Source organism: Citrobacter sp. W9 (genome assembly GCF_026719375.1).
GTDB lineage: Bacteria > Pseudomonadota > Gammaproteobacteria > Enterobacterales > Enterobacteriaceae > Citrobacter > Citrobacter werkmanii.
On record NZ_JAPPTE010000001.1, the window covers coordinates 372,817 to 387,086 of the forward strand.

Annotated in this window: 14 protein-coding genes; 5 read left to right on the forward strand and 9 right to left on the reverse strand. The window is 53.7% G+C overall.

Annotated features, from left to right (window positions below; all coding sequences use genetic code 11):
• Position 1: 1 nt before the first annotated feature.
• Together allC and allD are read right to left on the reverse strand one after the other, a co-directional pair.
• Entirely contained in the window at positions 2-1,237 is a 1,236-nt protein-coding gene (gene allC / locus OOJ59_RS01720) for an allantoate deiminase (RefSeq protein WP_061381596.1), read from the reverse strand.
• A gap of 21 nt (positions 1,238-1,258) precedes the next feature.
• Entirely contained in the window at positions 1,259-2,308 is a 1,050-nt protein-coding gene (allD, locus tag OOJ59_RS01725; RefSeq protein WP_160955626.1) for an ureidoglycolate dehydrogenase, read from the reverse strand.
• A 316-nt stretch (positions 2,309-2,624) separates the two neighbouring features.
• Here allD and OOJ59_RS01730 point away from each other — a divergent pair, with 316 nt between their 5' ends.
• Genes OOJ59_RS01730 through OOJ59_RS01745 form a run of 4 tightly spaced genes read left to right on the forward strand, consistent with a single transcriptional unit; the run spans position 2,625 to position 7,279 of the window.
• Positions 2,625-4,292, forward strand: coding sequence for an acyl-CoA synthetase FdrA (locus OOJ59_RS01730; RefSeq protein WP_160955625.1), 1,668 nt, complete (start codon positions 2,625-2,627; stop codon positions 4,290-4,292).
• 9 nt (positions 4,293-4,301) lie between these two features.
• On the forward strand, positions 4,302-5,561 hold the full coding sequence (locus tag OOJ59_RS01735; protein WP_038638468.1) for a DUF1116 domain-containing protein: 1,260 nt from the start codon (positions 4,302-4,304) through the stop codon (positions 5,559-5,561).
• Between the two features lie 11 nt (positions 5,562-5,572).
• Positions 5,573-6,382 carry a DUF2877 domain-containing protein gene (locus tag OOJ59_RS01740; protein WP_160955624.1) on the forward strand — a complete coding sequence of 270 codons (810 nt, stop codon included), beginning with the start codon at positions 5,573-5,575 and terminating at the stop codon, positions 6,380-6,382.
• Positions 6,383-6,385: 3 nt separating this feature from the next.
• Entirely contained in the window at positions 6,386-7,279 is an 894-nt protein-coding gene (locus OOJ59_RS01745) for a carbamate kinase (RefSeq protein ID WP_085047596.1), read from the forward strand.
• Positions 7,280-7,320: 41 nt separating this feature from the next.
• Here the strand turns inward: OOJ59_RS01745 and purK are convergent, their stop codons facing one another.
• The 4 genes from purK to ppiB form a co-directional block, all read right to left on the reverse strand.
• Positions 7,321-8,388: a 5-(carboxyamino)imidazole ribonucleotide synthase gene (gene purK / locus OOJ59_RS01750; RefSeq protein ID WP_038638475.1), complete on the reverse strand. Its 1,068-nt coding sequence runs from the start codon at positions 8,386-8,388 to the stop codon at positions 7,321-7,323.
• The gene (gene purE / locus OOJ59_RS01755; protein ID WP_038638478.1) at positions 8,385-8,894 is read right to left on the reverse strand and encodes a 5-(carboxyamino)imidazole ribonucleotide mutase; all 510 of its coding nucleotides are present in this window, start codon (positions 8,892-8,894) and stop codon (positions 8,385-8,387) included. The genes purK and purE overlap by 4 nt, the downstream gene beginning before the upstream one ends.
• Positions 8,895-9,132: 238 nt before the next feature.
• Entirely contained in the window at positions 9,133-9,855 is a 723-nt protein-coding gene (gene lpxH / locus OOJ59_RS01760) for a UDP-2,3-diacylglucosamine diphosphatase (RefSeq protein WP_110498605.1), read from the reverse strand.
• A 2-nt stretch (positions 9,856-9,857) separates the two neighbouring features.
• Positions 9,858-10,352, reverse strand: coding sequence for a peptidylprolyl isomerase B (gene ppiB / locus OOJ59_RS01765; RefSeq protein WP_003021875.1), 495 nt, complete (start codon positions 10,350-10,352; stop codon positions 9,858-9,860).
• A 173-nt stretch (positions 10,353-10,525) separates the two neighbouring features.
• Here ppiB and cysS point away from each other — a divergent pair, with 173 nt between their 5' ends.
• Entirely contained in the window at positions 10,526-11,911 is a 1,386-nt protein-coding gene (gene cysS, locus OOJ59_RS01770; RefSeq protein WP_003831109.1) for a cysteine--tRNA ligase, read from the forward strand.
• A gap of 90 nt (positions 11,912-12,001) precedes the next feature.
• Here the strand turns inward: cysS and OOJ59_RS01775 are convergent, their stop codons facing one another.
• From OOJ59_RS01775 to folD, 3 genes are all read right to left on the reverse strand, one after another.
• The gene (locus tag OOJ59_RS01775) at positions 12,002-12,526 is read right to left on the reverse strand and encodes a metal-dependent hydrolase (protein WP_069324001.1); all 525 of its coding nucleotides are present in this window, start codon (positions 12,524-12,526) and stop codon (positions 12,002-12,004) included.
• A 125-nt stretch (positions 12,527-12,651) separates the two neighbouring features.
• Positions 12,652-12,864 carry a ribosome-associated protein YbcJ gene (ybcJ, locus tag OOJ59_RS01780; protein WP_085047592.1) on the reverse strand — a complete coding sequence of 71 codons (213 nt, stop codon included), beginning with the start codon at positions 12,862-12,864 and terminating at the stop codon, positions 12,652-12,654.
• A 1-nt stretch (position 12,865) separates the two neighbouring features.
• Positions 12,866-13,732: a bifunctional methylenetetrahydrofolate dehydrogenase/methenyltetrahydrofolate cyclohydrolase FolD gene (gene folD, locus OOJ59_RS01785; RefSeq protein ID WP_003021887.1), complete on the reverse strand. Its 867-nt coding sequence runs from the start codon at positions 13,730-13,732 to the stop codon at positions 12,866-12,868.
• Positions 13,733-14,270 lie beyond the last annotated feature (538 nt).

Genomic DNA, 14,270 nt, shown 5'->3' on the forward strand with positions numbered 1-14,270 from the left:
CTTATTTCTGCCAGGCAAGTTGATGAAGCATTAATGCCAGAGTTTTGACCCCTTCGGCAAGGTCGTTAATGTTTGTGCGTTCAGCGGGGTTGTGGCTGATACCGTTAATGCTGGGAATGAAAATCATGCAGGTCGGTACACGAGGGGCAAAAATCTGCGCATCATGGCCCGCGCCACTGTGCATGACACGGTAGTTCAGTTGTTCCTTTTCACACAGTTCGGTAAGGGTGGAGACCAGTTTACTGTCCATCGGGACTGGCGTTTCATCCATCCACAAATCGATATCAATACCGATATCCATTTCATCACAGATGGCGCGCATGTCGTTTTCCAGTTGCTGAGTAAAATCACGCAGTACGTCGGCATCGGTATGACGGCAATCGATTGTGAAGGTCGTTTTTCCAGGCACCACGTTGACGGTGTTTGGCTGTGGCTCTACTTTACCAAAGGTCAGTACCAGAGGATCGCCATGCTTTTTGGCTTTCTCGATAGACTGGCTGCAGATGCGACTGAAAGCGTAAACGGTATCGCGACGGTAGCTCAGCGGCGTTGTACCCGCATGGTTGGATTCGCCGTTCAGCGTTACCGTATAGCGACGTTGGCCGACAATCGCGCTGACGACGCCTATCGACTGACCATTACTTTCAAGCACGCAACCTTGTTCGATGTGTAATTCAACGAAGGCTTTGATGTCATTACGAGCATGAAGCGGCTCTGCGGGGAGGGTAAAGCCGCAGGCGTTCATTGCGTCAACAAAACGGGTGCCTTTCGCGTCCTGGATGTTACGGACGTCATCAGGATTTGCCAGTCCAAAAATGTTTTTGCTGCCCCAGAAGACATACGGGAAACGGCTGCCTTCCTCTTCCGCCATGGAAACGACTTCGACCGTTTTCAGCGGGGCACCATAGGTGCTCTTGAGCCAGTCAACCGCGAGCCATGCCGCCAGCGCGCCAAACTGGCCGTCAAGATTGCCGCCGTTGACGACGGTATCAATATGCGAGCCGCTTAAAATGACCTGTTCCGGCGATTCACTCCCGAGCAGACGACCGTATAAGTTGCCCACTTCATCAAAGCGCGTTTCCAGGCCACTGGCGTCCATACGCTTTTTGAATTGCTGTTGTGTTTCAAGCCATTCTGGCGAATACAGCAAGCGCGTCATCCCACCGGTAGGATCCGCGCCAAAGGAAGAGAGCCAGGGAAGGGTTTCTTCAATTGCGTGACGAAAATGGTTGATCATATGAAATTCCTGTTTCAATAATTATTGTGCAAAGGGATTCTTTGTTTCGTATGACTTGAGATAGAGGGCATCGGAAATCAGGTATTGATAAATATCGTCAACAATGTCGATACCATGGACCGCGGCATTGCGTTGATTAATATCTTGATCCTGTCCGGGGTAATAAACTTGTTTAAAGCCGGGGGCCGGAGTAATGTTATTTAACTCTTGCATGGTCTGGCTGAGGTGCTGGCGGAATAATTGGCTGGAGGAGAAAAAGTCGGGATTAATAACCAAATGCAGTTGGCCTAAATTCCGACCGGCATGTAAATCCTCATACATTGAACTGACCTGACGACCAAACGGTAATCCCAATAAAATGCCGGATAACACATCGATCATCATCATCAGGCCATAGCCTTTAGGCCCGGCCGCAGGTAGCAACGCATTGACAGCAAAGGGATTGGAAGTTGGCGCGCCGTTTTTATCGACTGCCCAGGTATTAGGAATCGGCTCGTTGCGGGAGCGGGCATCCAGAACTTTTCCCCATGCCTGCACCGTTGTCGCCATATCAAACGTCATGATGTCGTCGCCTTCTCCTGGCGCAGCGAAGGCTAACGGATTGGTACCGTAGTAAATATCTGCGCCGCCGAACGGTACCACCATCGGGTCGGACTGGCACACGGAGAGGCCGATCAGACCAGCGCGAGCGGCTTGCTGCACAAAGTAAGAAATGGCACCGCTGTGCCCCATTCGGCTAATGCCAACGACGGCGACACCATTTTTTTTAGCAATTTTAATGGCATGCTCCATACCCATCTTTGCTGCGACTTGCCCGGCGGCATTATCGGCATGCAAAATCGCTGTACAGGGACCGGTTTCTTCAAAACGAAATGTGGGTTCGCGGTTAGTGCCGCCTTTTGAAATGCGCTCAGCATAGTATTCAACGCGTACGGCGCCATGAGAGTGAATGCCTCTGGCATCGGCGTAAACCAATACCTCAGCAACCGTTGTGGCGTGCTCACGTTTTAGTCCGGCCTTGCAAAGCTTATTCTCGATAAGCTGGTGGAGTGTTTCCCGACTGATTTTCATCTGTCTTCCTTTTTAACGACGGTGTGAAGCATGACTGCCGTTAACATACCGGGAATAAAAATTGATTATGTGATCCAGACACACAAAAAAATATAGTTAGAATTTATTTGATAATCAGTATGGATTTGCCCTTTCTTTTTAAATAAATAATGCCGTTAGAAAATAATGTTTAATCTTCTGGTGGTTATTAAATTTATTTTGTTAATAATTCCAGTGTGATGCCAGTCACTCTATTTGTGATCCCAGATATATACCTTGAGCTACACATTAACACTACTCGTGCAATTGCCATGGGTGCAATTATTAAGGGGTTGTTATGATCCACGCCTTTATTAAAAAAGGGTGTTTTCAGGACTCTGTCAGTTTAATGATTATTTCACGCAAGCTGAGTGAGTCCGAAAATGTAGACGATGTATCGGTCATGATGGGAACGCCAGCGAATAAATCATTGCTGGAAACGACCGGGTTTTGGCATGACGATTTTAATAATGCGACGCCAAACGATATTTGCGTGGCGATTCGTACTGAAACGGCTGATGAAAGTATTACACAGGCCATTCTGCAACAACTGGATGAGTCGTTGCAGCAGCTGGCGCAGGCCACCGGCGGTAGCCAAACGCTCCTGCAGGCCAGACGCTGGGAAAGCGCGTGCCAGAAACTGCCTGAGGCGAATATGACGCTCATTTCCGTTGCTGGTGAATACGCGGCGGAACTGGCGAACCAGGCCTTGGATCGCAACCTGAACGTCATGATGTTCTCCGATAACGTTACCCTGGACGATGAAATCGCTCTGAAGCGCCGTGCACAGGATAAAGGTTTACTGGTGATGGGACCTGACTGCGGAACTGCCATGATTGCGGGTACGCCGCTGGCTTTTGCCAACGTGATGCCGGAAGGCAATATCGGTGTGCTGGGCGCCTCCGGGACAGGGATTCAGGAGCTCTGTTCACAGATAGCGCTGGCCGGGGAAGGCATCACCCACGCCATCGGTCTGGGTGGGCGCGACCTGAGCGCCGAGGTGGGGGGGATTAGCGCGCTTACCGCGCTGGAGATGCTTGGCGCAGACGACAAAAGCCAGGTGTTGGCTTTTGTGTCGAAACCGCCGGCGGAGGCTGTTCGCCAGCATATCGTGAACGCGATGAAGGCCACCGGCAAACCCGTGGTAGCTCTGTTTTTAGGTTACACCTCCGCGGTCGCTCGCGATGAAAATGTCTGGTTTGCCGCGACGCTGGACGATGCGGCCCGTCTGGCCTGTTTACTGGCGAGAGTCGCGGCGCGACGCAGCTCGCTTTCAACCACAGGAGACGGTGTGATCCGAGGGTTATACACCGGAGGTACGCTGGCCGCCGAAGCCGCTGGGCTGCTGGCCTCCCATCTGAATGTCGCCGCGGATGCACAACATCACCATGGCATGATGCTGGATGCCGCCGGGCACCAGATTATCGATCTGGGGGATGATTTTTACACCGTCGGGCGGCCGCATCCGATGATTGACCCTGCCTTACGTAATCAACTGATTACGGATCTGGGGGGGCAGCCGCAGGTACGCGTGCTGCTAGTTGATGTCGTGATTGGTTACGGCGCGACGGCAGATCCGGCCGCATCGCTGGTTCAGGCCTGGCAGAAGGCGTGCGCTGCGCGAGACCACGAGCAACCGCTGTATGCGATTGCGACGGTGACAGGTACAGAACGCGATCCGCAGTGTCGCTCACTGCAGATTGCCACACTGGAAGATGCCGGCATTGCCGTAGTGAATTCACTGCCTGAGGCAATGCTGCTTGCCGCCGAACTGATTCGTCCATCTCAACCGTTATCTGACAAATCCGCACCTTCGCTACTGGAAAAAGTGGCGGTCATCAATGCCGGGTTACGCAGTTTTGCACTGGATTTACAGGCTGCGGAAATGCCTGTGGTGCATTACCAGTGGGCGCCTGTCGCTGGCGGTAATAAGAAACTGGCTCGTTTATTAGAACGTTTGCAATAAGGGGTTCCAATGTTTACATCAGTGGCGCAAGCCAATGCTGCAGTAATCGAACAAATTCGTCGTGCGCGTCCACACTGGCTGGATGTGCAACCTGCCTCCTCATTAATCCGCGAGCTCAATGAAGGGAAAACGCTGCTGCATGCGGGACCGCCAATGCGTTGGCAAGAAATGACCGGTCCGATGAAAGGGGCCTGTATTGGTGCATGTCTGTTTGAAGGGTGGGCCAATGATGAGATGAGCGCGCTGGCTTTACTGGAGCAGGGCAAAGTCCGGTTCGTACCTTGCCACCATGTTAATGCTGTGGGGCCAATGGGGGGAATCACCTCTGCCAGCATGCCGATGCTGGTGGTGGAAAATATCACCGACGGTAACCGGGCTTACTGCAATCTCAACGAAGGGATTGGCAAAGTGATGCGCTTCGGCGCGTATGGCGAAGATGTCCAGCAGCGTCTACGTTGGATGCGCGATGTCCTGATGCCTGTTTTAAGCGCGGCGCTGGCCAATCTGGAACAGGGTATTGATCTGACCGCTATGATGGCGCAGGGCATTACGATGGGCGATGAGTTCCATCAGCGCAACATTGCCTCTTCAGCTCTGCTGATGCGAACCCTGGCGCCGCAAATTGCCCGTCTGGAACATGATAAGCAGCAGATTGCTGAGGTGATGGATTTCCTCAGCGTGACCGACCAGTTCTTCCTTAACCTGGCGATGGCTTACTGCAAAGCGGCAATGGATGCCGGGGCACTGGTGCGTTCCGGCAGTATTGTGACCGCAATGACCCGTAATGGCGACATGTTCGGGATCCGGGTGAGCGGACTTGGCGATCGCTGGTTTACCGCGCCGGTTAACACACCGCAGGGGCTGTTCTTTACCGGCTTCTCGCAGGAACAAGCTAACCCGGATATGGGCGATAGCGCCATCACCGAAACCTTTGGGATTGGCGGTGCCGCGATGATCGCGGCCCCTGGCGTAACGCGGTTTGTCGGCGCCGGAGGAATGGAGGCCGCGAAGTCCGTTTCCGAGGAGATGGCTGAAATCTATCTGGAACGCAATATGCAGTTGCAGATCCCTGGCTGGGATTTCCAGGGGGCTTGCCTTGGTCTTGATATCCGTCGCGTCGTGGAAACAGGTATTACGCCGCTGATCAACACGGGTATTGCCCATAAAGAAGCCGGTATTGGTCAGATCGGCGCGGGCACCGTTCGTGCGCCGCTGGCCTGCTTTGAGCTGGCTCTGGAAGCGCTGGCTGAAAGTATGGGCATTAGCTAAGAGAGCCGCGCATGATGATCATCCGTCCTCTGATGGGCAGTCAGCAGTCTCCGGATTTTCGCCAGTCATGGCAGCTATCCGGGATCTGGCGGCGCTCGATTAACCTTGTGGCCGAAGGGGGCGCACTGTTAACGCTGCACCGCCAGGGCAGTGGTTTTAGCCCGGGAGGATGGGTGATCCGTGCGCCTGACTTTGATGCGCTGCGTACGGCGTTAAGCGGTAGCGAAACCCCTCAGGCTGTCCCCGAGGGGATTGTGCTGGGACCGTTTCTGTTACGCCAACCGCAGCGTTGTTGTTCGTTGAAAATAACGTCCCGTCCACATGCCCCGCGCCTTGCATCCGCCTGGATGGATCGCGGCGAGGAAACGGGATTATTCGGGCCGTTAATGCTGGCGGCAAATTTGCCTTTGTGCCCCGAGTTACGTCAGTTCCGCCATTGCTTTTTCTCGGCGCTGGCTGGCTTGTCGACAGACTGGCGGCAGTGGTTAGGCAAGGGGCCAGGTTTAACGCCCAGTCATGATGATACGCTGACCGGAATGCTGCTGGCCGCCTGGTATTTCGGCGTGCTGAATAAGGATTCCGGCCATCGTTTCTTTGAATATTCCGGCAATCTTCAACTGGCGACGACTGTGGTTAGCGTGAGCTACTTACGCTACGCGGCATTAGGGTACTTCGCTTCACCTTTGCTCCACTTCACTCATGCTTTGGGCCGACACCAAAGGATGGACGCGGCGATAAATTCGCTGCTGGCGCTCGGGCATACCTCCGGCGCAGACACCTTGTTGGGGTTCTGGCTTGGGCAACAAATTATAGAAGGATAGGGAATGAAAACGCTGGTTGTTGCTCTTGGCGGCAACGCATTATTGCAGCGCGGCGAGGCGCTGACGGCAGAAAATCAATATCGTAATATTGCCAGCGCCGTACCTGCCCTGGCGCGTCTGGCACGTTCGTACCGCCTGGCCATCGTACATGGCAATGGGCCGCAGGTTGGTCTGTTGTCGTTACAGAATCTTGCCTGGAAAGAGGTTGAACCTTACCCGCTGGATGTGCTGGTGGCAGAGACTCAGGGCATGATTGGTTATATGTTGGCGCAAAGTCTGACCGCTGAACCGGAGATGCCGCCGGTGACCACAGTGTTAACGCGAATTGTGGTGTCTGAAGACGATCCCGCGTTTATGGCGCCGGAAAAATTTATCGGCCCGGTGTATTCGCCTGAAGAACAAACGCAACTGGAAGCCACCTACGGCTGGCATATGAAACGTGACGGCAAATACCTGCGTCGTGTTGTCGCCTCGCCTGAGCCTCGCCAGATCGTCGAAAGCGATGCCATTAAGCTCTTGCTCAAAGAAGGCCATGTGGTGATTTGTAGCGGCGGTGGCGGCGTGCCGGTGACCGGGGAAGGGGTAGGGTCTGAAGCGGTCATTGATAAGGATCTGGCGGCGGCATTGCTGGCTGAACAGATCGATGCCGACGGTCTGGTTATCCTCACCGATGCTGATGCGGTCTATGAGAACTGGGGCACGCCAGAGCAACGTGCGATTCGTCAAGCCTCTCCTGATGAACTGGCGCCGTTTGCTAAAGCCGATGGTTCGATGGGGCCAAAGGTGACAGCCGTAAGCGGATACGTGAAGCGACGTGGAAAACCCGCGTGGATTGGCGCGCTGTCTCGCATTGAAGACACGTTGGCGGGGAAAGCCGGAACCTGCATTCGTCTGTAAAAGTAACGGGAGGCGTGCGCAGGCGCACCTCCCGTATCGGTTTATTTCAGCTTTGACTGCGCCCAGATGATGCCGCTGGCATATTCCGGCGGCAGCAGGGGAATGAGCGCTTCCAGCGTGGCGCTAAGGCGCGCGGTATCGCTGTCGCTCAGATTCAGGTGTCCCACCTTACGCCCTTCGCGTACCTCTTTGTCATACCAGTGCAGATGCACCAGCGGCAGCTTCAGCCAGTCATAGTTCAGGTCGCTGCCGATCAGGTTTACCATCACCGAAGGATTGTTCACCACCGGCGTCGGCAACGGCAGGCCGGTAATGGCGCGCAGGTGCAGTTCAAACTGGCTAATGCTGGCGCCGTTTTGCGTCCAGTGCCCGCTGTTGTGCACGCGCGGAGCCAGTTCATTGATCAGCAAACCTTCCGGGGTGATGAAACACTCCATCGCCATCACACCGACATAGCCCAGCTCCTGCATGATGGCAGAGAGCATCGCTTCGGCCTGCGCCTGTTGTTTAGCGTTAGCCTGCGGAAATACCACGCTGGTGCGCAGAATGCCGTCCTGATGCAGGTTATGAGTCAGCGGATAGAAGACGGTGCTGCCGTCGTGCGCACGTGCGCCAACCAGCGAGACTTCACCGGAGAAGTTGATTCCTCGCTCGACGATGCACTCGCCGTAGCAGTCGTCTGGCAGTTGTTCGGTTTCATTCGCGCGTAAACGCCACTGTCCACGACCGTCGTAGCCGCCGACGCGACGCTTCACAATCGCCAACTCGCCGAGTTTGTCAAACACCGCAGACCATTCGCTTTTATCCGCCAGCAGTTGCCATGGTGCGGTCGCCAGGTTGAGTTTGTCAAAAAGCTGTTTTTGCGTCAGACGGTCAGCAATAATCGGGAAGACGTCGCGGTTAACAAACGCCGGGTGACGCGCCAGTTCGCGAGTGAGCGCCGTTTCCGGCCAGCGCTCAATCTCAGCGGTAATCACGCTTTGTTGAAAAGGAACGGCAGCGGGTTCGGCGTCCAGCCCGACGGGCCAGACCGCAATCCCCAGCGGCTCACCGGCCTGACGCAGCATGCGTCCTAGCTGACCATTGCCGAGTACACAGACCTGCTTCATGCGACACCTCGCGGGTCCGGGTTCTCCAGTACCTCATCGGTTTGCGCTTTACGCCACTCAGCCAGACGCTGATGCAATTCGTTGTCGTGTGTTGCCAGAATTTGCGCGGCCAGCAGGGCCGCATTGGCTGCGCCCGCTTTGCCGATCGCCAGCGTGCCCACCGGAATACCGCGAGGCATCTGTACGATGGAGTAGAGACTGTCTACGCCGCTCAACGCTGCGCTTTGTACCGGAACGCCTAAAACAGGCACCAGCGTTTTCGCCGCAATCATTCCTGGCAAATGTGCAGCACCACCGGCACCGGCAATAATCACCTGATAACCGTTTTCTTCAGCGCCTTCGGCGAAACTGAACAGTTTGTCTGGGGTACGGTGGGCGGAGACGACCTCAACATGGTGTGGAACGTCCAGCATTTCGAAGATTTCGGCGGCGAACTGCATGGTAGCCCAGTCGCTTTTGGACCCCATCACGATGGCGACACGCGCCGGATTATTGCGGGAAGACATGCGTCTGAAAACTCCTGTGGTGCACTACACTCGACTTTTGAGGGCACAGAGAATAGCATAATTCACCGTCAAGGAAAACGATTGCGCGCTTTACACTTCACTCTTCAAGCTGCCTCTTTGTTGGCTGCATCTGCTCACCCCAGTCACTTACTTTAGTCAGCTCCAGGGGATTCACGGATTTGCCGCCTCGATGCAACTCGAATAGTTTTGTGTAAAGAGGAACGGGGTATTTGCAGAATTAAAACGGGAATGCGATCAGTTCAACGTCGTGCGGTGTGACTTTGATCATCGAACCTTCGCTGTGCCAGGCGCCTAATACTACGCGGAAGGCGGGTTGCCCATTGGCCGTAAGTTCGTGGACTGCCGGACGGTGGGTATGACCGTGAATTAACCACTGGGCCTGATGTTTTTCCAGCTCGGCAATAACGGCCTGCTGATTCACATCCATGATCTCCAGCGACTTACTGCTGTTGGCTGCTTTGCTGTTGGCGCGCATTTTCGCGGCAATACGTTGGCGAATGAACAATGGCAGGGCGAGGAATAGTTTTTGTAGCCAGTGTTGATGCACTTTGGCGCGAAACGCCTGATAGCCAGCATCGTCGGTGCATAACGTATCGCCATGCATGATCAGCACCTTGCGACCATACAGATCGAGCACTTTCTCTTCGGGCAGTAAGGTCATGCCGCTCTCACGGGCAAAACGTTTGCCGAGCAGAAAATCACGGTTACCGTGAATAAAAAAGCAGGGAACGCCGGAATCAACCAGTGCTTTTATCGCCGCGGCTATTTGATGATGCAGCGGATTAGGGTCGTCGTCGCCAATCCAGGCTTCGAACAGGTCGCCGAGAATGTACAGCGCATCGGCTTGTCGCGCATCACCGGCTAAAAAACGCAGAAAACCGGCGGTGATCGCCGGTTCTTCTGTGCAGAGGTGAAGATCTGCAATAAACAGTGTCGCCACGATTACTCGCTGACGGTCACGTTTTCGATGATGACGTCTTCTTTCGGCACATCCTGATGCATCCCGCTGCGACCAGTGGAAACGCCTTTGATTTTATCAACCACGTCCATGCCTTCAACAACTTCAGCAAACACGCAGTAACCCCAACCCTGCATGCTTTCGCCAGAGAAGTTCAGGAAGTCATTGTCAGCAACGTTGATGAAGAACTGTGCGGTTGCGGAGTGCGGAGCCTGAGTACGCGCCATTGCCAGCGTACCACGGGTGTTTTTCAGACCGTTGTTCGCTTCGTTTTTGATCGCTTCTTTTGTGGCTTTTTGCTTCATGCCCGGCTCGAAACCACCGCCCTGGATCATGAAACCGTTAATAACACGGTGGAAAATGGTGTTGTTATAAAAACCTTCGCGGCAGTAGTCCAGGAAGTTTTTAACTGTTTCCGGCGCTTTATCATCAAACGTTTTGATTACGATATCGCCGTGATTAGTGTGGAAAGTAACCATTTTTGCATCCTGTTCCGATAGATTGGTGCTTCGACCCTGTTAAGGGTCAGAGTTAGGGGGGTGTTATAGCATAACCGCAAGCTGCGATCACCTTGCAAAGTGTGCTGCTTCGATTACGAATAATATGTATTATACGGATATTATTACCCACACACGTCTACACGGAATCTTCGATGTTAAAAATCTTTAATACACTGACGCGCCAAAAAGAGGAATTCAAACCTATTCATGCCGGGGAAGTCGGCATGTACGTGTGTGGTATTACCGTTTACGATCTCTGTCATATTGGCCACGGACGTACTTTCGTTTCTTTCGACGTCGTTGCGCGTTATCTGCGCTTCCTCGGCTATAAACTGAAGTATGTGCGCAACATTACCGATATCGACGACAAAATCATCAAGCGCGCGAATGAAAACGGCGAGAGCTTTGTCGCGCTGGTCGATCGCATGATTGCGGAAATGCATAGCGATTTCGATGCGCTGAATATTCTGCGCCCGGATCTGGAACCTCGCGCTACGCATCATATTGCCGAGATTATTGAGATCACCGAACAGCTGATCGCCAAAGGTCACGCCTATGTTGCCGATAATGGCGACGTGATGTTCGATGTCCCGACTGATCCGAACTACGGTCAGTTGTCACGCCAGGATCTGGATCAACTGCAGGCAGGTGCACGCGTTGACGTGGTTGACGTGAAGCGCAACCCGATGGACTTCGTGCTATGGAAAATGTCCAAAGAGGGTGAACCGAGCTGGCCATCTCCGTGGGGCGCTGGTCGTCCGGGCTGGCATATCGAGTGTTCGGCGATGAACTGCAAACAGTTGGGCAACCATTTTGATATTCACGGTGGCGGCTCCGACCTGATGTTCCCGCACCATGAAAACGAAATTGCCCAGTCCACCTGTGCGCACGATGGCGAATACGTGAACTACTGGATGCACTCCGGGATGGTGATGGTTGACCGCGAGAAAATGTCCAAATCGCTGGGCAACTTCTTTACCGTGCGCGACGTGCTGAAATACTACGACGCCGAAACCATTCGCTACTTTCTGATGTCGGGGCATTACCGTAGCCAGTTGAACTACAGCGAAGAGAACCTGAAACAGGCGCGTTCCGCGCTGGAACGTCTGTACACTGCGCTGCGCGGCACTGACAAATCCGTTGCCCCTGCGGGTGGCGAGGCCTTTGAAGCGCGTTTCATTGAAGCGATGGATGACGACTTCAACACCCCGGAAGCATACTCCGTGCTGTTTGATATGGCGCGTGAAGTTAACCGTCTGAAGGGGGAAGATATGGCGGCGGCGAACGGTATGGCTGCGCATCTGCGTAAGCTCTCCAGCGTGCTGGGCTTGCTGGAACAGGATCCAGAAGCATTCCTGCAAAGCGGCGCGCAGGCGGATGACGGTGAAGTCGCCGAAATTGAAGCGTTAATCCAGCAGCGTCTGGACGCCCGTAAGGCGAAAGACTGGGCGGCGGCCGACGCCGCGCGTGACCGTCTCAACGAGATGGGCATCGTGCTGGAAGATGGTCCGCAGGGCACCACCTGGCGTCGTAAGTAACTCTGTAATGCCCGGTGGCGCCTACGCTTACCGGGCCTACAAAAGAGCGAGTGTAGGCCGGATAAGACGCAGCGCGTCGCATCCGGCAGATTAATATTTTCGATACCACCACAGCACACCCATCATCATCATTCCCGGTAGCCACACCCATAATAATTCCGAAATAATCACCTGATGCCCGTAAGGGGTCGCGTAGCGTGACAGCGCGAACGGCGCGACTTTAATCACCTGCCACGGCGCGAAAAAGCGTTCATCCGACCACGGCCACAGCCAGCCGACGCCTTTGCCGCCGGTGGTGACAGAATCCAGCACACTGTGCGATAGCAGTGAAACTGTCAGGAATAGCCAGCAGCGAATCAATCCGGCTTTAAACCATCGTCGGCCAATCAATACGCAAAGTAGCGGCACGACAAAGGCGAACAGCAGTGAGTGGGTAAATCCACGGTGGCCAAACACGTTGCCGTAGGCGACGCCAAGCTTAAATGACAGCACGTCGGCATCCGGCAGCATCGCCAGAATGACGCCAGTAAACAGTAATCGTGGGGGGATGACTTTAAGTCCGAGACCTAATCCTAAACAGAGTGGAACGGCCGCGTGAGTAACGATGGTTGGCATGATGTTCGCTTCATGTGGGAAAACGACATGCTAACTGTTCACTGTGAAGTGGGGATGAAGTTATTATCTGAAAATGAGACGGGGAAGCGGCCGGACAGGGCGTTAACCTCATCCGGCACTTGGGGTCACGCTACGATGTTAATGCTGTGGCCTTCAAAGCTGACGGTCTGTCCGGCAACGATTTTACAGCGTTTGCGCGTTTCAACCGCGCCATCGACCTTCACCAAGCCTTCGCCAATAGCGATCTTTGCCTGGGCGCCGCTTTCGCTCCAGCCTTCCAGCTTCAGCAAATCGCAGAGTTCAACGTGTGGGTGCTTACCCAGTGAAAATGTGGCCATCTTAAACGTCCTTTACATCATGGTATTCAACACACGCCTGTAGCGTGTTTTCGATAAGTGTGGCGACAGTCATTGGGCCTACGCCGCCCGGTACTGGCGTGATATATGACGCACGTGCGGCTGCATCTTCAAAGACCACATCGCCTACTACTTTACCATTCTCCAGACGGTTGATGCCGACATCAATCACAATCGCACCTTCTTTGATCCACTCGCCGGGTATAAAGCCCGGTTTGCCGACAGCAACAATCAGCAGGTCCGCATGCTCTACGTGGCGACGCAGATCTTTGGTGAATCGGTGGGTGACCGTAGTGGTGCAACCAGCCAGCAGCAGCTCCATGCTCATTGGGCGACCGACAATATTTGAAGCGCCAATCACTACGGCGTTCAGACCATAGGTATCGATGTTGTAACGCTCAAGCAGAGTGACAATCCCGCGCGGAGTACATGGACGCAGACGCGGCGCGCGTTGACACAGACGACCAACGTTATACGGGTGGAAACCGTCTACGTCTTTATCTGGTGCGATACGTTCCAGCACCTTAACGTTGTCGATACCTGCCGGTAATGGCAGTTGTACCAGGATACCGTCGATGGTGGTATCTGCGTTGAGCGTATCGATCAGCTCAAGAAGCTCCGCCTCGCTGGTGGTTTCAGGCAGGTCATAAGAGCGGGAGACAAACCCCACTTCGTCACAGGCTTTGCGTTTACTCGCGACATAAATCTGCGAAGCCGGGTTGCTGCCTACCAGCACAACAGCCAGGCCCGGGGCGCGTAATCCAGCCGCTAAACGCGCCTGAACTTTTTGAGCAACCTCAGAGCGCACCTGCTGCGCAATCGTTTTACCGTCAATAATCTTTGCTGCCATCAGAGAGAGGATTCCATCTGTTACGTTAAATCGAAGGGGATGTCACTATTTTGTCAGAAGCAGAACGTGCTGTCAGTTTTCGTTTGCGTTTTTACGTGCGATCGCGGGGAGAGCGGTCAGTGAGCAGGGGCAGTTCAGTCGCTGAAGCCCTGCGCATCATTCATGATCATGCTAATTAAATTTAACGTCAATGAAACAACTCATCACCCTGGTGTTTTCAAGGTTAATGCACCATAAACCAGTCTGTTACGTTTGATTATGATGTCTTTACCTCATTTTTACTCGGATTTTTCCTGGATCCCAATAAGAATTAGCCAGGGCCATTAAAAGGATTTGCAGGTATTTTTCATTAATTTAAATGTTTAATTTAACGCTGTGACGAAATAGTCATATTCGCGAAGATTAATTAGTGAATCAAATACTCGGAGAGTTGGGTAAAGGTTAGCTAATTCTCTTGCGATATATATCTTTACAGGATGCAGAGATAATTCGCCTGACATTTAATGTCGATAATGATTCAAACGGATCCCGCAGGACG